The 26,178-nt window shown below is 71.8% G+C and carries 25 protein-coding genes and 4 tRNA genes; 12 read left to right on the forward strand and 17 right to left on the reverse strand.

From position 1 onward, the window contains the following. Positions 1 to 4 precede the first annotated feature (4 nt). The 3 genes from ACFYST_RS30465 to ACFYST_RS30475 all read right to left on the reverse strand — a co-directional run bounded on the left by ACFYST_RS30465 (position 5) and on the right by ACFYST_RS30475 (position 5,409). Positions 5 to 1,510 carry an LCP family protein gene (locus ACFYST_RS30465; protein WP_387866967.1) on the reverse strand — a complete coding sequence of 502 codons (1,506 nt, stop codon included), beginning with the start codon at positions 1,508 to 1,510 and terminating at the stop codon, positions 5 to 7. A gap of 312 nt (positions 1,511 to 1,822) precedes the next feature. Then, positions 1,823 to 2,731 carry a phosphorothioated DNA-binding restriction endonuclease gene (locus ACFYST_RS30470; protein WP_387866969.1) on the reverse strand — a complete coding sequence of 303 codons (909 nt, stop codon included), beginning with the start codon at positions 2,729 to 2,731 and terminating at the stop codon, positions 1,823 to 1,825. 98 nt (positions 2,732 to 2,829) lie between these two features. Next, positions 2,830 to 5,409 carry an SdrD B-like domain-containing protein gene (locus ACFYST_RS30475; RefSeq protein ID WP_387866971.1) on the reverse strand — a complete coding sequence of 860 codons (2,580 nt, stop codon included), beginning with the start codon at positions 5,407 to 5,409 and terminating at the stop codon, positions 2,830 to 2,832. Positions 5,410 to 5,632: 223 nt separating this feature from the next. Between ACFYST_RS30475 and ACFYST_RS30480 the strand changes: the two genes are divergently transcribed. Then, the gene (locus ACFYST_RS30480; protein ID WP_387640731.1) at positions 5,633 to 6,304 is read left to right on the forward strand and encodes a hypothetical protein; all 672 of its coding nucleotides are present in this window, start codon (positions 5,633 to 5,635) and stop codon (positions 6,302 to 6,304) included. A 5-nt stretch (positions 6,305 to 6,309) separates the two neighbouring features. Here the strand turns inward: ACFYST_RS30480 and ACFYST_RS30485 are convergent, their stop codons facing one another. The 4 genes from ACFYST_RS30485 to ACFYST_RS30500 form a co-directional block, all read right to left on the reverse strand. Next, positions 6,310 to 7,125: a hypothetical protein gene (locus ACFYST_RS30485; RefSeq protein WP_387866973.1), complete on the reverse strand. Its 816-nt coding sequence runs from the start codon at positions 7,123 to 7,125 to the stop codon at positions 6,310 to 6,312. A 357-nt stretch (positions 7,126 to 7,482) separates the two neighbouring features. Beyond that, the gene (locus ACFYST_RS30490; RefSeq protein WP_387866975.1) at positions 7,483 to 7,935 is read right to left on the reverse strand and encodes a hypothetical protein; all 453 of its coding nucleotides are present in this window, start codon (positions 7,933 to 7,935) and stop codon (positions 7,483 to 7,485) included. 29 nt (positions 7,936 to 7,964) lie between these two features. Beyond that, positions 7,965 to 8,291 (reverse strand): ribbon-helix-helix protein, CopG family, encoded by a 327-nt coding sequence (locus ACFYST_RS30495; RefSeq protein WP_387640482.1) that lies wholly within the window; start codon positions 8,289 to 8,291, stop codon positions 7,965 to 7,967. A gap of 386 nt (positions 8,292 to 8,677) precedes the next feature. Beyond that, on the reverse strand, positions 8,678 to 9,214 hold the full coding sequence (locus ACFYST_RS30500) for a hypothetical protein (protein ID WP_387866976.1): 537 nt from the start codon (positions 9,212 to 9,214) through the stop codon (positions 8,678 to 8,680). A 138-nt stretch (positions 9,215 to 9,352) separates the two neighbouring features. Here ACFYST_RS30500 and ACFYST_RS30505 point away from each other — a divergent pair, with 138 nt between their 5' ends. The 3 genes from ACFYST_RS30505 to ACFYST_RS30515 all read left to right on the forward strand — a co-directional run bounded on the left by ACFYST_RS30505 (position 9,353) and on the right by ACFYST_RS30515 (position 11,796). Next, a complete protein-coding gene (locus ACFYST_RS30505; protein WP_387866979.1) occupies positions 9,353 to 9,976 on the forward strand; it encodes an HAD family hydrolase in 624 nt (207 codons plus the stop codon). A 68-nt stretch (positions 9,977 to 10,044) separates the two neighbouring features. Beyond that, the gene (locus tag ACFYST_RS30510) at positions 10,045 to 11,229 is read left to right on the forward strand and encodes a helix-turn-helix domain-containing protein (protein WP_387866980.1); all 1,185 of its coding nucleotides are present in this window, start codon (positions 10,045 to 10,047) and stop codon (positions 11,227 to 11,229) included. Between the two features lie 291 nt (positions 11,230 to 11,520). Next, positions 11,521 to 11,796 carry a hypothetical protein gene (locus ACFYST_RS30515; RefSeq protein WP_387867054.1) on the forward strand — a complete coding sequence of 92 codons (276 nt, stop codon included), beginning with the start codon at positions 11,521 to 11,523 and terminating at the stop codon, positions 11,794 to 11,796. Here ACFYST_RS30515 and ACFYST_RS30520 read toward each other — a convergent pair. From ACFYST_RS30520 to ACFYST_RS30530, 3 genes are all read right to left on the reverse strand, one after another. Continuing rightward, positions 11,743 to 11,979, reverse strand: a complete 237-nt coding sequence (locus ACFYST_RS30520) for a helix-turn-helix domain-containing protein (RefSeq protein WP_387866983.1) — start codon at positions 11,977 to 11,979, stop codon at positions 11,743 to 11,745. The two genes, ACFYST_RS30515 and ACFYST_RS30520, sit on opposite strands and share 54 nt — an antisense overlap. A 271-nt stretch (positions 11,980 to 12,250) precedes the next feature. Further along, positions 12,251 to 12,323, reverse strand: a tRNA-Lys gene (locus ACFYST_RS30525). 123 nt (positions 12,324 to 12,446) lie between these two features. Further along, on the reverse strand, positions 12,447 to 13,118 hold the full coding sequence (locus tag ACFYST_RS30530) for a DNA polymerase beta superfamily protein (RefSeq protein WP_387866985.1): 672 nt from the start codon (positions 13,116 to 13,118) through the stop codon (positions 12,447 to 12,449). Positions 13,119 to 13,294: 176 nt separating this feature from the next. Here ACFYST_RS30530 and ACFYST_RS30535 point away from each other — a divergent pair, with 176 nt between their 5' ends. Next, positions 13,295 to 14,515, forward strand: a complete 1,221-nt coding sequence (locus tag ACFYST_RS30535; protein WP_387866987.1) for a DNA glycosylase AlkZ-like family protein — start codon at positions 13,295 to 13,297, stop codon at positions 14,513 to 14,515. On the opposite strand, the gene ACFYST_RS30540 is transcribed toward ACFYST_RS30535, so the two are convergent. Next, positions 14,482 to 15,147 carry a transglutaminase domain-containing protein gene (locus tag ACFYST_RS30540; protein ID WP_387866990.1) on the reverse strand — a complete coding sequence of 222 codons (666 nt, stop codon included), beginning with the start codon at positions 15,145 to 15,147 and terminating at the stop codon, positions 14,482 to 14,484. The two genes, ACFYST_RS30535 and ACFYST_RS30540, sit on opposite strands and share 34 nt — an antisense overlap. Positions 15,148 to 15,217: 70 nt before the next feature. Here ACFYST_RS30540 and ACFYST_RS30545 point away from each other — a divergent pair, with 70 nt between their 5' ends. The 3 genes from ACFYST_RS30545 (at position 15,218) to ACFYST_RS30555 (ending at position 17,253) form a co-directional block, all read left to right on the forward strand. Continuing rightward, positions 15,218 to 16,000 (forward strand): SDR family oxidoreductase, encoded by a 783-nt coding sequence (locus ACFYST_RS30545; RefSeq protein ID WP_387640462.1) that lies wholly within the window; start codon positions 15,218 to 15,220, stop codon positions 15,998 to 16,000. A gap of 96 nt (positions 16,001 to 16,096) precedes the next feature. Further along, positions 16,097 to 16,798 carry a tyrosine-protein phosphatase gene (locus ACFYST_RS30550; protein WP_387866992.1) on the forward strand — a complete coding sequence of 234 codons (702 nt, stop codon included), beginning with the start codon at positions 16,097 to 16,099 and terminating at the stop codon, positions 16,796 to 16,798. A gap of 155 nt (positions 16,799 to 16,953) precedes the next feature. Beyond that, complete coding sequence (locus tag ACFYST_RS30555) at positions 16,954 to 17,253, forward strand: hypothetical protein (RefSeq protein WP_387640457.1); 300 nt, start codon at positions 16,954 to 16,956, stop codon at positions 17,251 to 17,253. Between the two features lie 504 nt (positions 17,254 to 17,757). Here the strand turns inward: ACFYST_RS30555 and ACFYST_RS30560 are convergent. From ACFYST_RS30560 to ACFYST_RS30570, 3 genes are all read right to left on the reverse strand, one after another. Further along, positions 17,758 to 18,570, reverse strand: coding sequence for a TIGR02452 family protein (locus ACFYST_RS30560; RefSeq protein WP_387866993.1), 813 nt, complete (start codon positions 18,568 to 18,570; stop codon positions 17,758 to 17,760). A 119-nt stretch (positions 18,571 to 18,689) separates the two neighbouring features. Continuing rightward, complete coding sequence (locus ACFYST_RS30565; protein WP_387866995.1) at positions 18,690 to 20,978, reverse strand: DEAD/DEAH box helicase; 2,289 nt, start codon at positions 20,976 to 20,978, stop codon at positions 18,690 to 18,692. Between the two features lie 274 nt (positions 20,979 to 21,252). Further along, complete coding sequence (locus tag ACFYST_RS30570; protein ID WP_387866997.1) at positions 21,253 to 21,777, reverse strand: hypothetical protein; 525 nt, start codon at positions 21,775 to 21,777, stop codon at positions 21,253 to 21,255. Between the two features lie 182 nt (positions 21,778 to 21,959). Here ACFYST_RS30570 and ACFYST_RS30575 point away from each other — a divergent pair, with 182 nt between their 5' ends. The 4 genes from ACFYST_RS30575 (at position 21,960) to ACFYST_RS30590 (ending at position 22,704) form a co-directional block, all read left to right on the forward strand. Next, entirely contained in the window at positions 21,960 to 22,301 is a 342-nt protein-coding gene (locus ACFYST_RS30575; protein ID WP_387640729.1) for a metallopeptidase family protein, read from the forward strand. Positions 22,302 to 22,409: 108 nt separating this feature from the next. Beyond that, positions 22,410 to 22,482, forward strand: a tRNA-Glu gene (locus ACFYST_RS30580). A gap of 42 nt (positions 22,483 to 22,524) precedes the next feature. Next, positions 22,525 to 22,598, forward strand: a tRNA-Asp gene (locus ACFYST_RS30585). A 32-nt stretch (positions 22,599 to 22,630) separates the two neighbouring features. Next, positions 22,631 to 22,704 (forward strand) — tRNA-Phe (locus ACFYST_RS30590). 85 nt (positions 22,705 to 22,789) lie between these two features. Here ACFYST_RS30590 and ACFYST_RS30595 read toward each other — a convergent pair. The 3 genes from ACFYST_RS30595 to ACFYST_RS30605 form a co-directional block, all read right to left on the reverse strand. Then, the gene (locus ACFYST_RS30595; protein ID WP_387867000.1) at positions 22,790 to 23,995 is read right to left on the reverse strand and encodes a tyrosine-type recombinase/integrase; all 1,206 of its coding nucleotides are present in this window, start codon (positions 23,993 to 23,995) and stop codon (positions 22,790 to 22,792) included. Continuing rightward, the gene (locus ACFYST_RS30600) at positions 23,995 to 24,183 is read right to left on the reverse strand and encodes a helix-turn-helix domain-containing protein (protein ID WP_387867002.1); all 189 of its coding nucleotides are present in this window, start codon (positions 24,181 to 24,183) and stop codon (positions 23,995 to 23,997) included. The genes ACFYST_RS30595 and ACFYST_RS30600 overlap by 1 nt, the downstream gene beginning before the upstream one ends. Positions 24,184 to 24,688: 505 nt before the next feature. After that, a complete protein-coding gene (locus ACFYST_RS30605; protein WP_387867051.1) occupies positions 24,689 to 26,176 on the reverse strand; it encodes an ATP-binding protein in 1,488 nt (495 codons plus the stop codon). Between the last annotated feature and the right edge of the window lie 2 nt (positions 26,177 to 26,178).

The following is a 26,178-nucleotide window of genomic DNA, read 5'->3' on the forward strand; positions in this document are numbered from 1 at the left end:
GACGTCAGGGCGCGGAGAGCGGGATGTCCGGGCTCTTGTCGAACGCCTTGATCGGGGTCATGCCGCCGAGGCCGGGAAGGTAGGCGGTGTAGTCGTGGCTGACCTTGACGCAGGTGTCCTCGTTGTCGGCGGTGCTGGCCTCGGCGCCCTTGAGCGCAGCGGCCGGGTCCACGGGGGCGCTCGAACCGCCCTGCCCGCCAGGGTAGGTGGTGCCCGACTTCCAGTCGGTGCCGATCACCAGCTCGATCGAACTGCCGCTGCCGGCCTGGACGGCGCTCTCGGGCATACCGAGCGCGGCGGCCACCTGCTTGGCGTCGCCCTCCTTCCCGGCCGGGTAGCGGACGGTGCTCTGCTCGGCGGACAGGTTCGTGCCCGCGGCGGTCTCCTTGGAGAACCCGGCCGCTTGCAGCGCCTGGGCCAGCTCGGTGGCCCGGCGCTGGGCACCGCTGCCGTTCCGCACCGTCACGGCGATGTTCTTGCGGGGCGTGCTGTTCGCGGGCGGGGCGGTGGTGGCCTCGGCGGGCGGCGCCGAGGAGGGCGGCGCGCTGCTCGCGCCGTTCGGGTCGGCGCTCAGCGGCTGGTCGTTCTTGATCGACGCGAACAGCTTCTTCGCGTCGGGGCCGGTCACCAGCCGGTTGTCGTCCTTGGGGTCCGGATCGGTCTGCATGGTGGTGAAGGTGACCCGGGACGGCGGCACCTTGTTCAGGTCGTTGGCCAGGCCGACCAGCTTGGTGATCCCGTCGAGTTCCGGGTCGACGGTGAGCGCCTTGGTCGCGGCATCGGCCAGCGACAGCACCTTGCCCGGGTCGGTGAGCGTCCCGGCGTTCTTCAGCTCACGGATCATCGATCCGAGGAAGGCGTGCTGGGCGGCCGCCCGCCCGAGGTCGCCGCCGTCCCCGAACCCGTGCCGGGTGCGGACGAACTGGAGCGCCGCCATTCCCTTCAGGGTGTGCTTGCCCTTGGTCAGCTTGAGGTGCGAGTACGGGTCGTAGACGTTGTCGCTGACGCACACCGGGACACCGCCCACCGCGTCCGACATCTTGATCACACCGACGAAGTCGACCTTCACGAAGTGGTCGATGGGTATGTCGGTGAGCTGGTGCACGGCGGCCACCGTGCAGCCGGGGCCGTACGCCAGCGTCGAGTTGATCCGCTCGCGGTGGGCCTTGGACTTGGTGTTGTTCTTGCTGTCTATGCAGCCCGGCAGGTCGGTCACCAGGTCGCGCGGGATGCTCATCACGGTGGCGTTGGAACGGTCCGCCGAGACGTGCAGCAGCAGTTGGACGTCGGCGTTGGCGCCGGCGCCGCACTCGCTGCCGCCGATGTCGCAGTCCTCCTGGGTGTCGCGCCCGTCGGAGCCGATCACCAGCACGTTGATCGGGGTCCGCCCGAACTCGTCCGGCACCTCGTGCCCGGCGTCCCCGCTCTCACCGGCGTACAGCGGCGCGGACTTGATGTTGCCGTTGTAACGCATGTACAGGTAGCCGCCCGTGCCGACGGTCAGCACCACCAGCCCGGCGACGCTCCAGGCGGCGATCTTCAGCCCGCGCCGCCCGCGCCCCTGCCTGGACGCCCGCCGGCCCCCGGCCCGTCCCCCGTTCCTCGACCGTTGCCGGGGAACCTGTCCCTCTTCCCCCTCCGACACCGGCTCGACGGTTCCGGACTGTCCGCTTACCACATCGCACCCCCGCCGCCCGGCCCCTCCGAGCTTTTCTCCCCCTAATAGATGCACAAGGGGGCGCAGATGTTGCACGCGGGGGTGCAATCTTCCGAACGAGGTGACGAACGTCCCACTCCCGCACGGCCGTTGAACGCCCGTCGGTCAGCCGACACCCACCGGCTCCCGGGCCTCACCGCGGAAAACCTGCCGGGTGTGCCACGCACGATGCTGCGCCGCAACGGACGCGGTACCCGCCTGCGGGCCGATGACCGGACGTCCCGCCAGGGCGAGGACGTGCTGCCGACTGGCCTCGCTGCGGCCGACGAAGCGCCGGGAGACCAGGATCCGGTGGTCGTCCCCGAGGCCGAGGACGCCCTTGTCCAGGAGCTTGTGGTGCAGCGAGCACAGGCACAGGCCGTTGTCGACCTCGTCCGGCCCGTCGTGCGACCACCAGCGCACGTGCGCGGCCTCCAGGCCGACCGAGGTGCCGCCGAGCATCCCGTCGTAGCCGCAGAACGCGCACTGGAACTCGTAGGCGGTGAGTATCAGTTCACGCATCCGCCGGTCCCGCTGCCGCCGAGCCGCGGCCTCGGCGCCGGCCACCGCCCCGTTCTCCGCGAGCTCCAGATCGAGCCCGACGGCTTCGCACAGCTCCAGGTGCAGCGACGGCGCGAAGTGGGTGTCCAGCAGCACCCGCACCAGCCGCCCGAGCAGCGACGGCTCCCGGCGCAGCGCGGCCCGCAGCTCCGGCGCGAGCCGGCCGGCGGCTCCACTGGAGCGGAGCACCCCGATGCCGCTGCCCGGACTCCCCGTTCCCCCGTCGGTCCGCACCTCCCACACCCCGTCGTTGACCAGGTGGTGGAACGGGTAGGCGGGGGTCGTCGGATTCGACGGTCCGTACTCGGCGAGCAGCCTCTTCAGCTCCTCCTCGACCTCGCTGTACCGGAGTTCGCGGTCGGCGTCCCGCTGGTGACTCCCGAGCGCGTACAGCAGCAGCAACGGCTTGTGCGGAGCCCGCGCGCCGTTGCTCGTCCACCGTCTCAGCTTCGCCACCCGCTCGAGCCAATCCATGCCCGCCAGGGTAGTTCGGAGCGCTGAAGGCCCGTCACCGGGCCGGAATGCCGACGGGCCGGTGCGTGCGGCACCGGCCCGTCGGGTGGTTCGAGGCGTCAGTGGCGCCTGGCGTGACGCTTCCGGCTCAGCAGCACGAGCGCCGCGCCCGCACCCACCAGCAAGGCGCCGAGGAGCACGATCCGGCCCGTGCCGGAGCTGCCGGTGAAGGCGAGCGATCCCTTCGGAGTGCTGGTCGGGGCGGGGCCTGCGGGCGTCGTTCCGGCCGGCGGCACGGACGCCGTCGGGCTCGAACTCTCGCTGGGGCTCGCGCTCGGGCTGGGGCTCGAACTCGGGCTGGGGCTCGAACTCGGGCTCTGCGACCCGGATCCCGACGGCTCGGGACTCGGCGAGGCGGAGTCCGACGGGCTGGGACTCGGCGACGCGGAGCTCGACGGCGTGGCCTCCGGGACGTACACGCCGGCGTCGATGGTGTGGTCGACGCCGCCGGGCTCGGACGGTGCGGTGACCTGCGCGTGCCCGAGGCCGGGCGGGCCTTCGGTCGGCGGGATCACGTTGGAGTCGTGGGCCCGGTCGTCGCCGGCCGTCGGGAGGGTGTACCGGAGGTCGGCGGCGGCCGGTTTGCCCGGCACCCCGCTGGTGTCCGCCGTCGAAACGTCGAACTCCACGGTGTAGTCCGCGCCCGGCGTCAGCTGGTAGGCGGCGCCCACCCCGCCGAAGTAGTACTCGCCGTTGGCGTCGGTCTTGGTCGTCGCGACCACCTTGCCCTCGGCGTCCAGCAGGTTGACGGTCACGCCCGGCAGCGACGCCTCCCCGGCGTCCTGGATGCCGTTGTGGTCGCCGTCGAACCAGACCCGGTTGCCGATCTGGACGGGCGCGTTGGCGGCGGTGTACGCGATGTCGCCGAGGCCGCCGGCCTTGCCGAAGCCGTTCTTCTGGACGAACTCGTAGCCGTTGGCGTCCGGCTTGTTGCCGGGGCCGGCGCCGGTGTCGATGTCGTAGTAACCCGTGCCGCTGGTGAAGTAGTTGACGGTCGGGTCCATCTGGGTGCTGATCACCCACTGCTGCTGCGGGATGAAGGCGACGCCGCCGAGCGAGGTCTCCTGGTGGTAGAAGACGGCGAAGTCACCCGCGAAGTACGAGACGACGCCGCTGGGCCGGGGCAGCGGGGGCGTGTTGGTGGCGGCGTGGTTGGGGCAGTTTCCGGTGCCCTCCCACGCGTACCCGCCGGTGGGGACGGCGCAGGCCATGTTGATGTCGCCGCCGGCGTACCCGGATTCGGTCTTGTTGTTGCCGGGCCGCGGGTCGAGTCCGACGGAGGCGACGTCCATGAACCGGTCGCGGAAGCCGAGGATCATCGAGCCGTCACGGGCGAACGCCATGCTGGCCAGCTCCGGCTCCGGGTAGACCATCCAGCCGCTCAGCAGGTAGCTGTCCCAGTTCTCCAGCCCGGCGTGCCACGGGTTCCAGTAGTGGTCCTGGTCGTACTCGGCCACGCCGGTGCCGACGTAGCTGCGCTCGAAGTCCAGTGCCTGGCTCAGCACCTTGGTGAACCGCTTGCCGTCGTAGCCGTAGACGACGGCCTTCAGGTCGGCGCGCTTCTGGGTGCTCTCGGCGGAGCACACGCCGCCGACGTACAGGGTGTTGTCGTGGACGGCGAGGCCGGCCGGACGCCAGTCGCCGGACGCCGCGCAGCCGGGGTCGGGGATCGCCACCGTGTTCTCGGGACCGGTGGCCTCCGACCCGCTCGCGTCGAAGCTGACCAGGCTACGGGTGAGCATGTTCACCGCGTACAGCGTCGAGCCGTCCTCGGACAGGGCCAGCCCGCCGATGCTCTCCTTGCCCGGCGCGTCGACGAACTCGGCGTCCTTGATCATGTTGGTGCCGTGCGCGGTCTCGGTGGAGCCCGGCACCTTCGCGAACAGCGTCGGCGCGCTCCCGCCGTCGGCCGGCACGGCGTAGATCGCGTCGCCGCCCTCCGGCCCGTACGCGGTGAACCGCCGGGCGAACGCCGCCTGGAACAGCCGGCCGCGGTACTTGTCGTACGCCAGCCCCGAGGTCGTCCCCACCTGCTGCTGGGTGTCGAGCACGGTCGGACAGGCCGGTCCGGTCGGGCAGGTACCGCGGACGTCCTTGCCGAACGACACCAGCGCCCGGGTGTCGCTCCCCATCACCCTGTCGGTCTGGACCGGCACGAAGTAGCGGACGTCCGGCTCCGTGTAGTCCGCCGCGTCCCAGACCCCGGTGATCACCGAGGCGTCCTTGCCGGCCGAGACGTCCACGAACGAGGTGAAGCTGTCGAAGTGGTTCGGCGCGGTCGAGGCGGGCGCCGCCCGCAGGTAGCCGTCGAACGGCGCCGGGACTGTGACGTCCACCCGGTACCGGCCACCGGTCAGCGCGCCCGACGGGGCCACCACGACCTTTCCGGTGACGTCCGTGGTGCCGGTCACCCGCCGGCCGGCCGGGTCGGTGACGCTGATCTTCATGCCGCGCTGTGGGACGTCCATGGCCGTGTTGATCACGCCGGTGCCGAAGAAGTCGCGCAGCACCTGCACCGTCAGCGTCCCATCGGTGGCCGTCGCACCGGCCTGCCCGGCGCCCGCCACGACCGCACCGGCGGTTCCGCCCACCAGTAACAGGCCGCACAGCCCCACTCGCGCCAGTTTGGTAGTTGGCATCGTGCTCCTTCGCCTCGCCCCACACCGGGCCTTGGCCCGGCAACTTGCGGCAGTTTCCCACAAGTTGACGAAAACTTACACAATCGGAACGATGGATTTCGGATAGCCTGACGGAGGTCTGTCGGCCTCCCGCCGCGTGGGGAGCATCGTGGGGAACATCAGGATCGTTCGGGGCCGTACGCGCTGGGTGCTGGTCGCCCTGCTCGCCGTCGCGGCCACCGCGATCAGCACCTTCGCCCTGCTCGGCACAGGCGACGACCCCACCGGCCCGCGCCCGCCGACCACGGACGAGGCGAACCGGCTGGCGCTCACCCGGTTCCGCAACTACGAGGCCGGCGGCCGCGCGCTGACCATCACCGTGCCCGGCACCGCCGGCCGGCTGACCGTCACCGGATCCGTCGACTTCCGCACCAGAACCGGCTACGGAGTCCTGCACGGAACCGGCCGCGACAGCTCCACCACCGGCCTGATCCAGTGGACGCCCACCACCGTCCGCGTCCTCCCCATGCCCGACGCCCCGGCCACCGCCCCCGCCACACCCCCCGCCTCCGGCTGGTCCACCCGCCCGCTCCAGACCACCGGCAGCTCCCTCGACACCTCACTCGCCATCGCCCTGAACCTGGCCGCCGACCGCCCCGACAACCCCCAGCTCCTCCCCCAGAACGGCGCCACCTGGCTCTCCCGAACCACCCTGAACGGCCACCCCACCGACGTCATCACCGGCCCCAACGCCCGTGGCACCACCACCACTTCGGACACCGTCCGGTACTGGATCGACCCCGACGGCACCATGTACCGCGTCCAGGCCGCCCTCGCCTCCGACCCCCAACCGGTGATCGTCGACTTCGACACCCAGCCCTACGCGCCCGTCCCCGGAGTCACCCCCACCCCGTAGCTGCCTCAGGCGTTCCGCTCCGCCTCCGGACCGATCGGCCTGGTCAGGTAGTACTCCCGCACCCGCTCGGTGAGCACCAGACGCAGGGTCGGCTGCAGCACCGGGGCCTCGGGGATCGCATCCCACTTCATGTAGGGCCACCACCGGCCATGGGCGGCAAGGAGTAGCCGCTCGCCCCGGGCGATCTCGCCGCGCACCGCGTACCAGCCGGCCATCCAGAGGCACGCGGCGAAGCGGTCCGGCGTCTCACCGGTGCTCTCGACCAGTGCGTGGGCGCGGTCGAAGGCATTCGCACTGAACAAGTCCTGCCAGAGCAATTGCCGCTCCGCCACCGCCAGTTCGGCAAATCCCTTCGCCAGCATGCGCTCCGTCGCCCCGTCCAGCGGCCTGGCCGGACCGCCCCACTCGCAGTGGCAGGGCAGCAGCTCCTCGACCGGGCGCCCGGGCAACTCCTCGGCCACCCACGCCAGATCCTCAGTCAGATTCCGACCGGCCGGAAGCCGCCCCACCAGCGCCGCCAGCCGCGGCCCGGCCGGCCGCCCCGCGTACAGCTGGGCCGCCAGCAATGCCTCGCGGAACGGCACGTCCTGATCGCACAACTCCCCTCCGAGCGGCCCGTCCCGGACGATCACCTGCTCGGCCAACTCCGCCGCCTCGGCGAACCGGTCGCGCCAGCAGAGAATCTGAACCGCGGCGGCAACGGACTCCCACCCCTCGTCCCGCGGACCGTCCACCCGCCGGGCCATCTCCAGCAGCTCGGGCAACACCACCTCGAACCGGCCCCGACGGGCCAGCGAGATCAACTCCTCGGCAGCGTTCATCCGTCCCCTCCCCTCCCCGCCCCTGAGCCACCTCGGAAACGCTCGAGGCCAGGTCAGAAAGTCTCCGACCTGGCCTCGAATCCGGTGGGCCGCCAGGGGATCGAACCCTGAACCTACGGACTAAAAGATCAAGCCCGATCGTGCCCCGCACAGCTGTCATCGCTCATTACGTGCTACTTCTGCAGGCTGGCAGGTTGTGGCGTGCCGCTTGATCCGCCTGTGAAGTGGCTCTGACGCGCGGTCCGCTCACGCATAGCTCACGCACTCGCAGCGGGCCCAGACTCCTGAAGCCACCGATGACGCGGCCGGGCGAAGGGTCTGACGCGTTCCCTCCACTGTTCCGGTCCGAGCTCGGGATCAGACCTGGACCACATGGACGTCCTGGGCGTCCAACGCCTTCAGGTAAGCCGTGAGGTCAGTCGGGTCACTGGTGAAAACAACAGCGCTGCCATGTCGGGCCGCAGTCAGCGCGACCAAGGCATCCACGGCGACCGGACGCTTCTTCGGAGGCAGCTCGGCCACAGCAAGCGTGCTACCGATGCGCTGCCACTCCGCCAGATCCGGCCCGGTCGCACACATGATGCAGACGGTCTGTCCAGCAGTAGTGGGACGCATCGCCAGGGCCGAGCTCCGCGCCTGCGGCACCGTACAGTCCTTGAGGGCCGCGGCCATGGCGTGCACAGTGGCAGGACTGGGCCGCCATACCTGGGCCAGTACCGGCCCGAGCACGACCGCGCGATGCGGCGTCTCCTTGAGGCCGGCGTGCAGCCGTACCGCCTTGGGCTTTCGATCAGCGAGCGCGATCAGCATGCCAGTGTCATAGACCGGCACCCGCGCGGTCACGCGGCGTTGCCCGGACGGGCCACAGGAGCATCCGCACCATAGATAAGTTCCATGGCCTCCGCGACCTCCCGGCGCTCCTCCTCCGTAAGGTCTTCATCAGCGACGTCAGGCAGCGGAGGCAGTTCGGCGGCCTCTGCCTCCGCTGCGGCAATCACCGCGTCGATCCGCGCGAACTGCGCCTCAGCGGCTTCCGCCTCGGCCATTTGCCGGGTAGCGGCGTTGACGAGATAAGCCGAAACATCCAGACCCGCGCGCTCGGCATGCTCCCGAATGCGCTCGGCATGATCGCTGTCGAGACTGATGCTGATCCTGGTCTTGGCCATGTCGTTAGTTTATTACGCGTATTACGACGCGCCAAGCGCTTTCCGCTCAACGATCGTCACCGGGGCCCACCCCCTCCGGTCCAGGCTCCGGGACGAGGGGCCCACTCGTCGCCGGCACCCACCCCGGCGGTGTCAGTCGCCGGCCAGACCGTGGGCGCGCCGGTAGTCCTTGATCAGCCCGCTGGCCAGCCGCCCGCGCTGGAGGCTGGCCAGGACGAGATCCGGCACGAGCTCCACCCCAACTCTGGCGGCAGTCTCCGGGATGCCGTCAACCGGATCGAGGATGCCGTCGCCCCGCCTTCAGATCCGGACAGCCGGTTAGCACCCGCTTGACCACCACCGCCCCGCTCGGCTCCGGCCGGCGGGGCGGTTCGTCGTGTCCGGCGTCAGCCCTTCAGGGCGTCGGCAAGCGCCTTCGCCTGATCCGGCGACAGCCGTTGCGAAACCCGCAGCACTGCCGTCTCCCGCACCACGAAGTCGTACTCGACGAGGGCGGGCATGGACTTCGTGACCTTCTCCAGGTAGGCGGCGCGAGCGGTCGCGTCGGCCGCCGACGCGAACACTTCGATGCTGCCGCCGCGGATCACCGCGTCCTCGTCCTGGCCCTCGACGTCCTCGGCCTTGATGCGCGAGTCGTTGAACGCGACCTTCGACGTGTACTGGCCGGGCCTTCCGAGCAGGTGGTTCGGGTCGGTGTCGGCGGTGTATGCCTTCACCTGCTTGATGGTGGGAGCGTGGGCGGTGAGCGCCGCCAGGGCGGCCGCCGCGTCGAGCTGCTGCTTTGCCGGTGCCGGTGCCGACGCAACAGGAGTGGAGGCGGCTGGCGCCGCGGTGTTGCTGGAGTCGGTGCTGCTGCTGCAGCCGGTCACGATGAGGGCGATGCCGGCGGTGGCGGCGGTGGCGGCGAGGACGGTGCGGCGCATGGTCTCCCCTGGGGTGGTGGCGTACGGAGGGACGGTACCGGCCGGGGAGGAAGCGTGTACTTGATGTGCTCATCTCGTGACACTGCCCTGCCCATTCCGCAGGGGCCCCACTACGCTGCCCGCATGACGATCGAGGCAGTGGTGTTCGACATCGGCGAGACCCTGACCAGCGACACCCGGTACTGGGCTGACTGGGCCCGCTGGCTGGACGTTCCAACGCACACCATGTCCGCGCTCGTCGGCCACGTCCTCGCGCGGGGCCTCGACAACGCCGAGGCGATCCGAATCCTGAGGCCGGGCTGCGACGTTGGCGCCGAGTGGCGGGCCCGCCAGATCGCCGGGCAGGGCGACCACCTCGAGGAGAACGACCTCTATCCCGACGTCCGGCCGGCGCTCCAGCAGTTGCGCGACGCCGGGGTTTGGGTGGGAATCGCTGGCAACCAGAACGCCCAGGTGACCGACCTGCTGCGAGGGCTCGGCCTTCCGGCCGATGCGATCGCCACCAGCGGCGAGTGGGGCGTCGCGAAGCCGAGCAGCGCGTTCTTCGACCGGGTCGCCGGGTGGGCCCCGGCCCCGCGACACGAGATCGTCTACGTCGGCGACCACCCTGCGAACGATGTCACCGCCGCCCGCGCTGCCAGCCTGCGGGCCGCACACCTGCGACGCGGCCCGATCGGCCTGACCACGCCAGCGCCGGATGCCGACTGGACCGTGGATTCGCTGACCGAGCTCGCCGACCTGATCATCCGTCAACGTCACTGAACCGCCCCAACAGTGGTGTTGGGGCGGTTCGCACCCGAGATCGTGACAGCGCGGGTACCGTGCCCAGGATGCCCGCCGCCACCGCCACCCACCTCGGGTACCGCGTAGCCGCTGCCCGCGCCGCCATCGGCCTGACCCGCCGCGAGACCTACGAGGCCTCCGGTGTCTCGGTCAGCATGATCCGCGCAGTCGAGGGCGGTACCCGCACACCGAGCGACACCGTGCTCGAAGCCCTGGCCCGGGCCCTGCACACCACCCCGGAGTATCTGGCCGACGGTCCAGGCCGTACGGACTCCCGAGTACACCAGGCCATCCCCGCACTCCAGGCCGCGATCACCACCTATGACCTGCCGGAGGACGGCCCGGTGCGGCCGCTGCGCGACCTCGCCGCCGCCGTAGAGGAGATGACCACGGCCCGGGTCAATTCCCAGTACAGCCACGTTGCCGAGCGGGTCCCAACCCTGCTGGAGGAGCTGTTCCGTGCCGTCGACCAGGCCGACGGCGCCGCTCGCCGCCGAGCCGCCCACCTGCTCGCGCTGGCCATCCGGTCCGCCGACGCCGCGGCCTACAAGTACGGATACCGCGACCTGTCCGGCAGACTCATCGAGCTGATGCGCTGGGCTGTCGCCATCGCCGAGGACCCGGCGCTCACAGCCGTCGTGGCCTACGTCCGTACCGAGGTCTTCTTCGCCGCCAACCGGCTGGCTTCAGGCCTACGCGCACTCCAGCGGGCCGCAGACCGAATGCCGCCACCCACCACGGTGCCACTGGCTGCCGCGGCCGCCGCCCTCCACATGCGGGCCGCCGTCGTGGCAGGCCGGGCTGGCAGCGCCGACGATGCGCGCGTGCACCTGGCAGAAGCCGAGCGGCTCGCCCGTGGCGTCCCGGAGCGACTGTACGACGGGACTGCGGTAGGCCCGGGTTCCGTGCGCATCCACCAGCCGGCAGTCGCCGTCGAACTCGCCGACCCTGCCGATCTCGGCCTGGCGGTGGCGGAGGCCGGCCGTTGGGCGCCGTCTCGGGACCTGCCGGCGGAGCGTCGGTCGCACTACTACATCGACCTTGGACGCGCTCAGATAGCGCTGGGTCGCCCCCAGCACGCCCGCGAGTCCCTCCTGGTGGCCCGTCGGATCGCCCCGCAGCATGTCCGTGAACATGGCCAGGTGCGTACGGAGCTGGCCACTTTGGTCCGGCTCGGTCGAGGCCGTGACGATGAGCTGCTGGCCATGGCCAGGTGGGCACGGGCCGTCTGACGAGTGACACAGGTTGTGTCACTTCGGGCCCATCCGGCCGGGGATCGTAGAGGACGTGACAGCAACCCCCCTGCCCAACCAGGGCATTAGCCCTGCCCGCCTCCATGGCGAGGCCTGCATCGTCTGCGGCTCGGCTGAGCCCCCACTCCACCCCAACGGCATCCTCACCCTGCCAGGAGAATGCGAGGGTGTCGTCCACGACCACGAGACGGTCGTATGTACCTCGCATCTGGAAGAGGCGCACCGTGAGTAGCCTGCAACGGGACATCACCGAGTGCCCGCCTGCTACCCATGACGACTGACGCGACTTTCGCGGATCGCATCCGCCGGGCCGTCGCGCACCCGGTAGTCGTACGCATCCACCTCGACACGGACGACTACTGCTCGGCCGAGTGCAGCTTCGGAGCGCACCACGCGTGCCCGGGCGGACTGCGGGTCGGCCTGGTCAGTGGCGAGATCGTGCGGCTGCACTGCCAGTGCATCGCGCAGGAGTGCGCATGCTGGCTGCGCCGGTCATCCGTAGAACAGGCGCCAGGTTTGGATCTGGAGCGCTCGGGCAAGGGCTGACAGGTCATCCACCGTGGGCGGCGTAACAGCGCGCTCCCACAGACCGACCGTCTGCCGATCCCTGCCGATCACCTCGGCCAGCCGCTCCTGGCTGAGCCCACGCTGGTGTCGGAAGTGGCGGATCCGCTCGGCGACTTCACGACGTTCGCGCAGCTGGTGGGCGTCAGGGAGAGGCTGTGGCACCTCTTGACGCTCACGCGCCGATGCTCGAACGTCTGTATACCAAACCCACCGCTAGATCGAACACCTGATCGAAATGATGGCTGACGGGCTGCCACCCCGATGCCGTCCAAGACGCCCCGCTCCACCAGCGCGAACTATCACCATCACATGGACTTCCCAGACCCTTCGGGCCAGCAAGGAGCCAGCAGAAGACCAAGACACTCTCACCCTCGCTTAACGTGAAAGCCCCTCATCGACCAAATCTGGCTGGTGAGGGGCTTTCATGTTGCGGTGGGCCGCCAGGGGCTCGAACCCTGAACCTACGGATTAAAAGTCCGCAGCTCTGCCAATTGAGCTAGCGGCCCGGTGGCAGGCGTGGGCCTCGTGGGACAGCACCTGCCGGGGTGATCCTACCTGGTGCCCGGCGGGAGTTGGCCAGCGGATTACCGGGCGGGTCGGCGGCGGGGCGGGGCGGGGCCGACGGGCGGTCAGGTGGTGGGCAGGTGGGCGGCGCGGACCTTGCGGAGCCAGCTCTCGGCGGGGCGTTCGTCGGGTGTGGTGGGAAGTACGCCGGGGCGGTCGAAGCGGGCTTCGGCGTCGGCGAGCAGGGCGGTGGCGTCCTCGGGGCGCTGCGTGTACTGCTCGCCGAGGGCGCGGACCCGGTCCGGGTCGGGGAGGCGGATCTCCAGGTGGCCGGTCTCGTGCAGGGTGACGCCCTGGCGGACCAGGCGGACCAGGTGCCGGGCGTGCTTGGCGGCGCGGGCGGCGCCCGCCGGGTCGGTGCGGTCGCGGGCGGCGAGTTTGCGGAACTGCTGCCGGGCGTAGCCGAGGTAAGCAGAGCGCACCGCCGGGCCGCTCAGGAAGGTCTCCCGGAGGCCGATCAGTTCCTCCCCGAGCGGCGTCCGGACTTCGTACAACTCTTCGGGCAGCCAGACCAGTTCGGTGGCGGTGGGGTTGCCGGAGAGGGCGAGCCGGCACCATTTGGCCGCCTCGTGCAGGGTGCGGTCCGGGGCGGTGGTGACGTGCGACTCGGCGGGCCGGTGCAGGCCGTGGAAGGCGACGGTGGGCGCGGCGAACAGGCCGAGCCGGTCGAGGTCGGAGCCTGCGTGGGCCAGGCCGTACGCGGTGGAGCCGACGATGCCGGAGAGCAGGACGTGCACGGGAGATCACCTCAACAAGAGCCGTCCCGGCAGTCTCGCCCCGAACGACCCGTACGCGCGAGCGATTTCCGACACGGCCGAGGGTGCTCCGCCCAGCAACGCCCCGTACGCGCGAGCGATTTCCGACACGGCCGAGGGTGCTCCGCCCGGCAACGCCCCGTGCCGATACTGGGCGCATGGCGAACGGCGAGATCCCGGCGGCGAAGCTCCGGGCCTGGTGGGCGCACCGGCAGTGGCTGGACGGCGGGCTGCACCAAGGGGCGTCCCCGGCGCAGGTGCTGGCGGCGACGGGGTGGGCCCGTTCGGTGGGCGGTGCGGCGCCGTACCTGGGGCTGTTCGCGCGGGCGGGGCTGGGCCGGGCGGCGGTGGACGCGGCGCTCGCGGCCGCGGAGGTGCAGGAGTTGCCCGCGGCCCGGGGCTGTACGTACGTGCTGCCGGCGGAGGACTTCGCGCTGGGGCTGGCCGCGGGCGCGGGCGTCGCGGAGTCGGAGATCGCGGCGGCGGTGCGCCATCTCGGGGTGACCAGGGACGAGGTCGAGCAGCTCTGCCTGACGGTGTCCGAACTGCTGTCCGACACCGAGCCGTTGGGCCCGCAGCAGATCCGCACCCTGGCCGGCCCGGCGGCCCGCCCGCTGGGCGAGACGGGCCGCAAGCGCGGCGTGTCGACCACGCTGCCGCTGGCGCTGGGCCTGTTGCAGTCGCGCGGGATGATCCGCCGGGTGCCGGTCAACGGGCGCCTGGACCAGCAGCGGTACGGCTATCTGCGCTGGGACCAGGCGGTGCACGGCGAGGCCGCCGACCTGGCCCGGCACTACTTCTCCTGGGCGGCGCCCGCCTCGGTGCGGCACTTCCGCTGGTTCTCCGGCTTCAACGCCGCCACCGCGAAGGCCGCACTGGCCCCGCTGCACCTGGTCGAGCTTCCCGGCTCCGAAATGCTGCTGATGCCGGCCGAACTCGCCGACGAGTTCTATGAGTTCACCGTCCCGGAGCAGCCCGCGTACGCCCTGGTGGCAAGCATCGACGGCCTGCACCTGCTGCACCGCGACCTGCCGCGGCTGATCGACGAACGGGACGCCAACCGCCACGCCCCGGCGTCCCGGACGGGGCGGAGCTTCGGCAGCGAGGCCGACCCGTCGACCCACCTGGTGGTGGACCGCGGCCGGATCGTCGGCTTCTGGGAGTACGACCCCGAACAGCGGGAGCTGGTGCACCAGTTGTTCGTGCCGATGGACGCCGCGCTGCGCGCCACCATCGACGCCGTCGAGACCTTCGTCCGCGAGGAGTTGGGCGACGCGCGGAGCTTCGGCCTGGACTCGCCGAAGAGCCGCGCCCCGAAGCTCGCCGCGCTGCGAACCGCCAACCGCTATGCCACGCCCGGGAGTTCGAGCGGCAGGTAGCCGAACCCGGCGGCGCCCGGCCGGGCCCGGCGCAGGCCGTCCAGCAGCACCGGCGGCGGGGCGGCGTACAGCGTGGAGTAGTGGTGCTGGCCGAGCGCCGGGTCGTTGGCCCAGGCGGGGCGCTCGGTGGCGGGGGTGGTGGCGAAGTGCCCGTCCGCGCCGTTCCGGTTGCCCCGGCCGTCCAGCCGGACCCACCACGAACTGCCGGGCAGCAGAACGCCGTTGAGGCCGTGCAGCACCTCCAGCCGCTGGTAGGCGAGCCCGGCGGGGATGCCGTTGGCGCGCAGCAGCGCGGCCAGCAGGTGGGCCTTGCCGTGGCAGATCGCGTTGCCGGCGGCCAGCACGTCCGAGGCCCGGTAGGCGGCCGACCAGTGGCCGACGTCCGCCGAGTGGTCGATCCGGTCGCGGACGAAGCCGAACACCGCCTCGGCGGTCGCCACCGGGTCGTCCTGCCGCAGCGCGGCGGCACGCTCCAGCACGGCGGGGTGCCGGTGGTCGACCACCTCGTCGGCGGCCAGATACGCGTCGAGGGCGGGGTGCCGGTGGTCGACCACCTCGTCGGCGGCCAGGTACGCGTCGAGGGCGGGATGTTCGGCCCGGAGCAGGCCGTGCGGGGAGACGGAAGGGTCCATGGCAGTGATGCTGCGTCGCCGACTCGCCACCGGGCAAAGGGATTTCACCCCATGGACTACCGTCTGCGGCATGGTCTCCGTGAACGAAGGGACGGGCGGCATGGCACAGCACGAGGTACTGGTGGTCACCGGCGGCGGGCGCGGCATCGGAGCGGCCACCGCCCTGCTGGCGGGCGAACGCGGCTACCGGGTGTGCGTCAACTACCGCGCCGACCAGGCCTCGGCGGAGGGCGTGGTGGAGCGGATCCGCGCCGCCGGCGGCACGGCCGTCGCGGTGCGGGCGGACGTCAGCACCACCGCCGAGGTGGAGCGGCTGTTCGACACCGCGGAGCGCGAACTCGGGCCGCTCACCGCGCTGGTGAACAACGCGGGCACGCTGGAGAAGCAGTGCCGGCTGGACGAGCTCGACGAGGACCGGCTGAACCGGATCTGGGCGGCCAACATCACCGGCCCGTTCCTGTGCGCGGCGGCGGCGGTACGCCGGATGTCCACCCGGTACGGCGGCCGGGGCGGGGCGATCGTCAACGTCGGCTCTGCGGCGTCCCGGCTGGGGTCGCCCGGCGAGTACGTGGACTACGCGGCGTCCAAGGGCGCGCTGGACTCGATGACCACGGGCCTGTCGCTGGAGGTCGCGGCCGAGGGCATCCGGGTGAACACCGTCCGCCCGGGCCTGATCTACACCGACATCCACGCGCTGGGCGGCGAGCCCGGCCGGGTCGACCGGGTCGGCCCCAACCTGCCGATGGGACGCGGCGGTCGGCCCGAGGAGGTCGCCGAGGCGATCCTGTACCTGCTCTCCCCCGGCGCCTCCTACATCACCGGCTCCTTCCTGGACGTGGCCGGCGGTCGCTGACCCGCCATCGGCCCGTATGAACATCACGCATTGCGGCGATACCGGTTCGGTCAACGCCCCGGCGTGTCACCGCCCACCGCCCCTACGGTGGGCGGCATGACCGAGACCGAAATCGCCGCCGCGCCGTTCCTCGACATCCCCGACGTGCTCAACCTCCGCGACGCCGGTGCGGGGGTGTACCGCCCCGGGCTGCTCTACCGTTCGGCGAGCCTCAACCGGCTCACCGACGAGGGCGCCGCCCGCCTCGCGGAACTCGGCATCCGGACGGTCGTCGATCTGCGCAGCGCCGCCGAGCTCGAGATCTGGCCGGACCGCCCGATCGGCGAGGACGTCCAGTACCTGCACCTGCCGCTGCTCCCGGACCCGGCCACCACCGACCTGGCCTGGCCCGAGGACCAGGCCGCGCTCTACCCGTTCATGGCCGAGACCGGCGGCGTCGCGGTCGCCGCCGCCGTCCGCGCACTGGCCACCGGCGGCCCGGTGCTGGTCCACTGCGCCGTCGGCAAGGACCGCACCGGCCTGACCATCGCCGTCCTGCAGACCCTGGCCGGCCTGCACGAGGGCGCCGTCATCGCCGACTTCCTCCGCTCCAACGTCGGCCTCGGCCTCGACAACGGCCCCGTCCCCTACCTGGACACCGCCGGCGCGGAACGCCTCTCCCGACCCATCGAGGCCGCCCACCTGACCGCCGCACTGGCCCGCGCCCAGGAGCTCCACGGCACCCTCGAGAACTACGTCCTCAACCACGGGGCGTCCGACGCCGACCTCGCCGCGCTGCGCGCCCTGCGCCCGGAATGAGCTGACCCGCAGTCCGCCGTCCCGTTCCCTCCCGGCGGCCCGGCTCGTTGGTCGCGTTACGGTGGGCGGTGCGCGCGTCGGTCACGAGCTGCAGCGCGCGCCCACCAGGTACGTCCAGCAGGTACGTCCACCAGCCGTCCGAAGGAGTCCGTCCCATGGCCCGCTTCCCCGCCACCGCCGCCGTCGCCGCCGCCGGTCTGATCGGCGGCTACGCCACCGCCCGGTTCAGCGGCCGGCGCGAGCTGGGCGGCGCCGTCCTGGCCGTCGCCGGGACGGCGGCCGCCGTGCGCTGGCAGCGCCGCGCGGGCACGCCCGTCGCGGTCGGCCTGACCACGCTGTACGTGGCGGCGTTCGGCGGCTCGCACCCGCTGGCGAAGAAGATCGGCGCCTGGCCGTCCGTCCTCGCCGTCACCGGCGTGGTCGCGGCCGCCTCGGCGATCGCCACCCGCGACTGACCCCCACAGGCGCCGAGCCGCGCCACGCAGGCCGGTCCGCCGCCGCCCCAGAGCTGGCCACCGGCGAGTAGGCACAGGCCGGACGGCGAACCGCGCCGCGAAAGCCGGTCCGCCCCTCGGCGTCGGCCACCGACGAACAACCGCAGGTCAGGCGCCGAACCACGCCACGCAGGCCGGTCCGCCGCCGCCCCAGAGCTGGCCACCGACGAGTGAGCACAGGCCGGACGGCGAACCACGCCGCGACGGCCGGTCCGCCGCCACCTCGGCGCTGGCCACCGGCAAGTAGGCACAGGCCGGACGGCGAACCGCGCCGCGAAAGCCGGTCCGCCCCTCGGCATCGGCCACCGGCGAACAACCCCAGGTCAGGCGCCGAACCACGCCACGCAGGCCGGTCCGCCGCCGCCCCAGAGCTGGCCACCGGCGAGTGAGCACAGGCCGGACGGCGAACCGCGCCTCGAAAGCCGGTCCGCCCCTCGGCGTCGGCCACCGGCGAGCAACCGCAGGTCAGGCGCCGAACCGCGCCTCGAAGGCCGCCCGGTTCGCGGAGGGGACGCTGCGGTCCCAGACCGCGAACACCACCCGGTCGAAGGCCGCGCCCCACGCGTCCAGGGCCTGCCCGAACGCGTCCGCGACCTCGGCCGGGTCGTTGCGGAACACCCCGCAGCCCCAGGCGCCGAGCACCAGTTCGCGCGCCCCGTGCCGGGCGGCCGCCGCCAGCACCCGGGTGGCCCGCTCCGCCAGCAGCGGCCCGAGGTCGAGCGCCTTGCCGGGCGAACGCAGCGCCAGCTGGCCCGCGTTGGGTGCCGGCGAGGTCAGGAAGCCGAGCCGGTGCGGCTGGGCCAGCAGCTCCCCGTTCCCGTCCCGGATCACCGGCACGCCCGGCGACCAGATCACCCGGTGGCTGTAGTGCAGGTCGCTGGAGGCGCGGTGCGCCTCGTAGTAGTCGGGGGCCTCCAGCAGGCAGCGGTACAGCAGTGCCGTCCGGCAGACGTCCTCCTCCTGGGCCTTGGCGCCCCGCAGGTACCCGCCGCCGGGGTTGCGCGCGGACGCGAAGTTCAGCACCGCGACGCTCCGCCCGCCGTCCGCGACCAGCCGCTCGGCGGCCTGCATGCTGCCCTCGCCCGTCACCTCGGCGGCCCCGCGCATCGGCCCCGGCCCGGCCCCGAACTCGGCCTCCGGCGGATAGGACACCGTCCCCGCCCGGGCCTCGGCCAGCTCCTCGGCGATCCGCACGAGCGTGCCGTCCGCGCACCGGTACTCGCCCCGGTCGGCGATCTCCTCGTTCTGCGTGGCGAGTGCCCGCTGCCTACTACTCATGCCGGGCACGCTAGCTCGCCGACTCCCGCCCCCACCAACGGATTTCCGCCCGCCCGGGAACGCGGACGGGCCCGCGCCACCGAAGTGGAGCGGGCCCGGCCAGTGCTCAATGCAGAGCGTCAGTTCTTCCAACGCGGCTTGCGGTCGCCGCCGTTGAAGCCACCGCGGTCGTCGCGGTTGAAGCCACCGCGCTCGCGGTCGCCGCCGAACGAACGGCCGCCACGGTCGTCGCGGTTGAAGCCACCCTGCGGACGGTCGCCGCCGAAGGAACGGCCACCGCGGTCGTCACGGTTGAAGCCACCCTGCGGACGGCCGCCACGGTCGCCACCGAACGAACGGCCACCACGGTCATCGCGGTTGAAGCCGCCACGCTCACGGTCGCCACCGAACGAACGGCCACCACGGTCGTCACGGTTGAAGCCGCCACGCTCACGGTCGCCACCGAAGGAACGGCCACCACGGTCATCGCGGTTGAAGCCACCCTGCGGACGGCCGCCACGGTCGCCACCGAACGAACGGCCACCACGGTCGTCACGGTTGAAGCCGCCACGCTCACGGTCGCCACCGAAGGAACGGCCACCACGGTCGTCACGGTTGAAGCCGCCACGCTCACGGTCGCCACCGAAGGAACGGCCACCACGGTCATCGCGGTTGAAGCCGCCACGCTCACGGTCGCCACCGAACGAACGGCCACCACGGTCATCGCGGTTGAAGCCACCACGCTCACGGCCACCACGGTCGTCGCGGTCGCGGTTGTACGCGGGGCGCTCGCTGCGGGCCTCGCGGTAGGACGTGGTGCGCTCCTCGGCCACCGGCTCGGCCGCGGCGACCGGCTGCTCGGCGGTCTCGGTGCCGGCCTCGACGGTCGCCTCGTCCGTCTCGACCTCGTCCTCGATGCCCAGCTCGGCACGCTCGCGGGCGGCACGGGCGGCCAGGCGGTCGGCCTCCTCGCGCAGCTCGTTGGCGCGGCGCTGGAGGCGCTCCAGCTCACGGGTGAGCTCGGCGACCTCGCGCTCGGCGGCGCCGGCGATGCCGGACGCGCTCTCGGCCTGGACCTCGACCAGCGAACGGGCGCCGGTGATCTTGGCGACCTCGGCGTCGAAGGCGTGGTCGAGGATGTGGCGCGAGGCGTCCACGCCCGCGTCCTCCATCAGGCGGAACACGCCGCGGCGCTGGTGCGGCAGCACCAGGGTGACGACGGTGCCGGAGCGGCCGGCCCGGGCGGTGCGGCCGGAGCGGTGCAGGTAGTCCTTGTGGTCACCCGCCGGGTCGACGTTCAGCACCAGGTCGATGCCGTCGACGTGGATGCCACGGGCGGCGACGTCGGTGGCGACGACCACGTTGAGGTAGCCGTCCTTGAAGTCGCCGAGGACGCGGGTACGGGCGCCCTGGGTCATGCCGCCGTGCAGCGCATCGGCCTTCACGCCGGACTCCACCAGCTGCTGGGCGACCCGGTCCGCGCCCATCTGGGTGCGGACGAAGATGATGGTGCGGCCCTTGCGGGCGGCGATCGCGCTGGTGATCGGCGCCTTGTCCTTGGGCTTCACGACCAGGATGTGGTGGGTCATGGTGGTGACCGCGCCGGCCGACGGGTCGACCTCGTGGGTGACCGGGTTCTTCAGGTAGCGCTTGACCAGCGTGTCGATCTCGTTCTCCAGGGTGGCGGAGAACAGCAGGCGCTGGCCGCCGGCCGGCACCAGGTCGAGGATCTCGGTGACCTCGGGCAGGAAGCCCATGTCGGCCATCTGGTCGGCCTCGTCGAGGACGGCGATCTCGACCTCGTCCATCTTCGCGGAGCCGCGGTTGATCAGGTCGCGCAGGCGGCCGGGGGTGGCGACCAGCACGTCCACGCCGCGCTCCAGCGCGTAGATCTGGTTGGACATCGAGGTACCGCCGCAGACCACCTTCAGGCGCAGGCCGAGCACCGAGCCGAACGGCTCCAGGGCGTCGGCGACCTGCATGGCCAGCTCGCGGGTCGGGACCAGGATCAGACCGCGCGGGTGCTTGGCCTTGGTGCGCTCGCCGCCCGCCAGGCGGGTCAGCAGCGGCAGGCCGAAGCTCAGGGTCTTGCCGGAGCCGGTGCGGCCGCGGCCGAGGACGTCCTTGCCGGCCAGCGCGTCCGGGATGGTCGCGGCCTGGATCGGGAACGGGGTGGTGACGCCGCGCTTGGCGAGCGCCCGGACGACCTCGTCGTGCAGACCGAGGTCACCGAAGGTGATGGTCGGCTCGGCGTCGGTGGCGTCGGCCTCGGCCGCGTCGGTGTCGGCCTCCGCGGCCTCGGCGGCGTCGGCGGCGTCGGTCAGCTCGGCGAGCTCCGCGTCGAGCGTGTCGGTGTCGAGAGAGTCGGTGTCGGCGGCGTCAGAGCCGTTCGCGGGCATGGCGAAGCGGGCGTCGTCAACGAGAGACATGCAAAACCTTCCGGAAGTGGCACGCGCCAAAGTCCGGGGGTCTGTTGGAAATACCGCCTCTATGCGGTCAGCCACGGATCGCCGGAACGCGCCAAGGGCGCTCAAAGGTGTGAGGAGCGCCAGCCAAATAGGATCAAACGAACGATCTACCACCATAGGGGAGCCTACGGATCAGAGGCAAATCCCCTGGCCAGCGCCCCGGAAGCAAGGCTTAGCCGCCGCTTCCGGGCCCGGCGGCGGCCCGCCCGTCGCGCTCAGCGCCCGACCGTCGCGCTCAGTGGCCGGACGGCGACTCACTGGGCTCCGCCGGCGTCCCGCTGGGCGTCGGCGAGGGCTTGGCCGAATGCGAGGGCTCCGGCGTGCTGGGCTGCGGCGGGGTCGGCGTGGACGCGCTTCCGCCACCGGTCGGGGTCGGCGCGGGCGTTCCCGGCGTCGCGGGCGTGCCGGTCGGGCCGGGAGTGCCGGCGTTCGTCCCGGGCACCGGCACCGGAGCGCCCTGCAACCCGACCGCCGGCGGCGTCGGCCCCGGAACGTGCGCCCCCGGGGACGGTGCCGCGCCGGGTGACGCGCCGTCAGCACTCGGCGCACCGCCACGCTCCCCGCGCTGCCCGCCCTGGTGCCCACCGGCCCCCACGCCGGCCTTGAGCGTGGTGGCCGTCCCCGGGCCGGTCGGCTTCACCCGGTCCGGCCCGGCGGGCGGCTGCCCGCCCACCGACATGCAGCCGCTCAGTCCGAACACGGCGACCGCCGCCATCGCCGCCCCCGCCACCACCCGTCGCCGCGCCGACCGAACCGCCATCACCGAGCCACCTCCCGCACGACCCGCCCGGGCCGCCAATCGTTCTCGGGTGCCCAACGCGCGTCCGCCCCACCGGGACACGGGCAACCGCCGACCATCAGCCCCGCGCCACCTCTCGCGGGCGCACCGGCGCGGATCATCTGGCGTCCCGTCAACGGACCTCCGACAATGGACGGGTGGAGATGACCAGGGACGAGTTCGAAGCGCTGGTGTCCGACGCGCTGGACCAGATTCCGCCGCAGCTGGCCGCGATGATGGACAACGTGGCGGTCTTCGTCGAGGACGAACCCGACCCCGCCACTCCCGAACTGCTCGGCCTCTACGAGGGCATCCCGCTCACCGAACGCGGCGAGTGGTACGCCGGCGTCCTCCCCGACCGGATCCTGATCTACATGGGCCCGACCCTCCGTCACTGCGACTCCCGCGACCAGGCCGTCGAGGAGGTCCGCATCACCGTCATCCACGAAGTCGCCCACCACTTCGGCTTCGACGACGACGAACTCCACGACCTCGGCTGGTCCTGAAACCCCCGCCGCGCCCACCCCCGGAAACCGTTTTGGCGTTCCAGCCCGGCATCCCATATGCTTCTCGACGTCCCCGAACGCCGGATAAACCGGCCGGAAGGGCCGCAAGCCCTCATCGTCTAGTGGCCCAGGACGCCGCCCTTTCAAGGCGGTAGCACGGGTTCGAATCCCGTTGGGGGTACGCAGTACCGTAGTAAGGTCCTGTGCGGAGCAATCCGCATGAGGTCCCGTGGAGCAGTTGGTTAGCTCGCCACCCTGTCAAGGTGGAGGTCGCGGGTTCAAGTCCCGTCGGGATCGCTCGTCTCGCAAGAGGCGTGCAGTTGCAGTACGGCCAGGTAGCTCAGTTGGTACGAGCGTCCGCCTGAAAAGCGGAAGGTCGCCGGTTCGACCCCGGCCCTGGCCACACAGTTTGACCAGCAGAAAGCCCCCGAGCGCATCGCGCTGCGGGGGCTTTTTCATGCCCGGTACGCCAACCGGTACGCCAACGGCTAGGCCAGGGCCTCACTCAGCGACCCGAGGGCCTTCCGCTGCTCGTCCAGCGAGGCGTGGGCGTAGACCTTCATCGTCACGCCGATGTCGCTGTGCCCGGCGATCTGCCGGACGATGTGCGGCGGGACGCCCAGATCCAGCAGCAGCGTCACGCAGGTGTGACGCAGATCATGGAACCGGAGCGTAAGCCCGAACCGATCCCGGAGCGGGTACCAGCTCCGCCGAAGGTTGTCCGGCTCCATCGGCGTCCCGACCCGGCTGGTGAAGACCAGACCCGACTCCTTCCATCGGTCGCCGGCGGCGGCGCGCTCCTGGGCCTGGTGCTCGCGGTGAGCCTGAAGCGCGTCCAGGACGAACGGCGGCAGCGGCAGCGTCCGGAGCGACGACGCGGTCTTGGTCGGGCCGAGCAGGAGTTCGCCGTCCACCCGCTGGAGGTTGCTCGACACGATCAGCGTCCCCCGCTCCAGGTCGATGGCCGCCCAGTGCAGGCCGAGCAGCTCCCCCCGGCGCATGCCCATGGCGAGCGCCAGCACGTAGAGGGCGTGCAGCCGATCCGCGCTGGCCGCCTTGAGCAGAAGCCGGGCCTGCGGCACGGTGAGCCCCTTGCCGGTGCCGTAGTCGGGCGTGGGGACCTGCACGAGCCTGGCGACGTTCCGGAGGATCAACTCCTCGCGGACGGCGTTCTCCAGGGCGTTCCGCAGGACGGCATGGATCCACTGGACCATCCGACGGGACAGCTTGTTCTCGCAGCATTCCCCCGCCGCGCAGCACCGCGGCTGCTTCCGGGCCTTGTCCACGCCGCTCGCGCAGCACTGGCAGGTGTTGGCCACCTTAGCCAGCCACGTCCGGACGTCGGACGCCTTGAGGGTCCGCAGCTTCTTGTTGCCGAGCCCCGGCACCAGGTGGACGCGGACGACGCTCTCGTACCCCTGGTAGGTCTTCGGCCGGCGGTTCACCCTGACGACGGCGTGCAGCCAGTACGTCAGGTAGTCCGCCATCTTGATGTTGGTGTCCGGGACCGGGATGCCCTGGTGGTGCTGGGCCTGAAGCGCGGTCATCTTCTCCCGCACCTCGTCCCGGGTCTTCCCGTAGACGGACACCCGCTTCACGGCGCCCGACGTCGTCGTGACGTAGACGCGGCCGTGGAAGAGGTCGCGCCCCTTCATGCGGGTGATGCTGCCGTCGCCGTTGGCGCGCTTGGCCATCAGTGGTTCCCCTTGGTCTGGTTGGTGATGAAGGTCGCGAGGTCGTGCGAGGCCACGCGGCGGGCGCGGCCGATGGTGAAGCTGGGCAGGGCGTTCGAGCGGATCAGGTCATAGACCTTGGTGCGGCCGAGTCGGAGTGCCGTCATGACCTCGGGCACGGTCAGGGCGACGGGTGTGGCGGTGGTCAAGGTGGTCCTCCCTGTGCAGTGCTCAGGTGGGCCGGACCCCGTGACGTACCGCCGGAACCGACGCAACCTGTGCTGATCGGTTCTGAGCTGGTGGTGCGGTTGGCAGGCTCGCGGTGGATGTGTCCTAGGTGGGGATTTCTGCGTCACCGCGTCATCTGCGTCATTCAGGTGCTCTGACCTGGGGTTTTGGGTGACGCAGGGGCTTGGACGTGCGTCACCGCTGCGTCATGGGCTGCGTCATCGGGTGACGCAGGTGACGCAGGATGACGCAGCGTCCGTCGTCTGCGTCACCGCTTTCCGTGCAGGTCAGGGGCAGTTTTTCGGGCCGGGTGACGCGGGTGACGCAGCGTTCCTCTACTTAGGAAGAGGAGGGGCTGTCTGTTGGTGGTTGTGTGCGCCTCAGGGCGAAAGGAGGAGCCGCTTCGCGGCGCGTCCTGGGGCGGCGCAGCCGCCAACCGCAAGAGGAGCACGCGGGGCTGAGTGCGCGCCGTGCTCCTCTTGCTGTTCAGGCGCGGTGGTCGGGCAGCTCGGGCTGTTCGTGCTGGGGGGCGGGGGCGGGGCGGGCCAATTCGAGGTAGCGGCCTTCTTTGGTGCGGCCGGTGTCGATGAGGACCTGGCGGGCGGCGAGGGTGGGTTGGAGGCGCTTGAGGCGGTCGGAGAGGACTTTGCCGGTGGTCGGCCAGCCCTTGGGCAGGGGGCGCGAGTCGTCGCCGCTGTAGAGGCGGCTGAGGCACTGCAGCCACTCGGTGGAGGTCATCCGCTGTGCGCCGCCGGGGGCGATGGTGTCGGCGTGCTTGAGGACGGTCTGCGCGAGCAGGTCGCCCTCGATCACGTCGTCGTTCAGGTCGTCGAGGCTGGCGCGGTAGGCGGCGAGCGCTCCGAGGCCGGTGGCGGCGTCGAGCTGCGCGCACAGGTGGGCGAAGTCCGCCATCCGCAGATCCGTCGGCGTCTCCGCCTCCGCCGCCCGCACCTGGACGGTGAGGTCAAGCAGGGAGCCGAGGATGGCGGGCAGCGCCTGCTCGTAGTCGGCCCACAGCTCGGCCTCGGTGCGGCGGACCGTGGGCCGTTCCAGCCGCAGCGGCAGGAGGCGCTCGGCGAGGTCGGGGCGGATGACGCCGACGTCGATGCCGGTCAGCAGCAGGGGACGGCGGTAGGAGGCGCGGTGGACGTCGCCGTCGGTGAACAGGGCCCGCTTCACGCTCTCGGCCCCGGTGACGATGCAGCACATGGCGTCGGACAGGTCCGGGGTCATGTGGGAGAGGTTGTCGAGGGCGGTGACCCATCCGGCCGCGACGGCGGCGATCAGGTTCTCCTCGTCCTTCGGCGCCCGGCGCAGGTCGCCGCTCATGCCCTCGACGATCCGCACCAGCATCCGGCCGCCGGTGGACTTGCCCGCGCCCTGCGGCCCGGTGAGGAACGGCGCGGGCACCGGCACCGACGGGCCGAGGCAGCCGATCAGCCACGCGACGGCCAGGCACTCGGAACTCGCGTTGGCGAAGTTCGTCAGCCGCAGCAGCAGGTCGATGCCCTTGCCGTCCGTCTCCTTGGCCGGGACCGGGAGTTCGCCGGTGAGCTGGGTGCGACGCCAGCACACCTCGCGCGGGTCGGGGGTGAGGACGTCCCAGCCGTTGGGGTGGATGCGCACCGACAGGCCGTCGGCACGGCCGAGGTCGAGCCAGGTCGCGCCGTCGAAGCCGGGGGCGACGCGGATGTGCACGGGCTGCACGTCCTCGGACATGGCCAGCGCTTCGATCAAGTCCAGTGCCTCCTTGAGGGCGGTGCCGTTGAACACGCCGACGCCGTCCCGGAACAGACCGACCATGAGTTCCTGGCGGTGGCTGCCGGTGGTGCCCTGCGAGCGGATCGGCCGGGCGACGGGGTGGCCGATCCGCTGGGCGTAGACGGTGCCGTCGGCGGTGCGGAAGTACCGGAAGTGGGCTTGCGCGTAGTCGGCGATGACCTCGCGCGCCGGGGTCTTCTCGTCGTCGGACACGG

It is taken from the genome of Kitasatospora sp. NPDC004614, from assembly GCF_042873675.1.
Lineage (GTDB): Bacteria > Actinomycetota > Actinomycetes > Streptomycetales > Streptomycetaceae > Kitasatospora.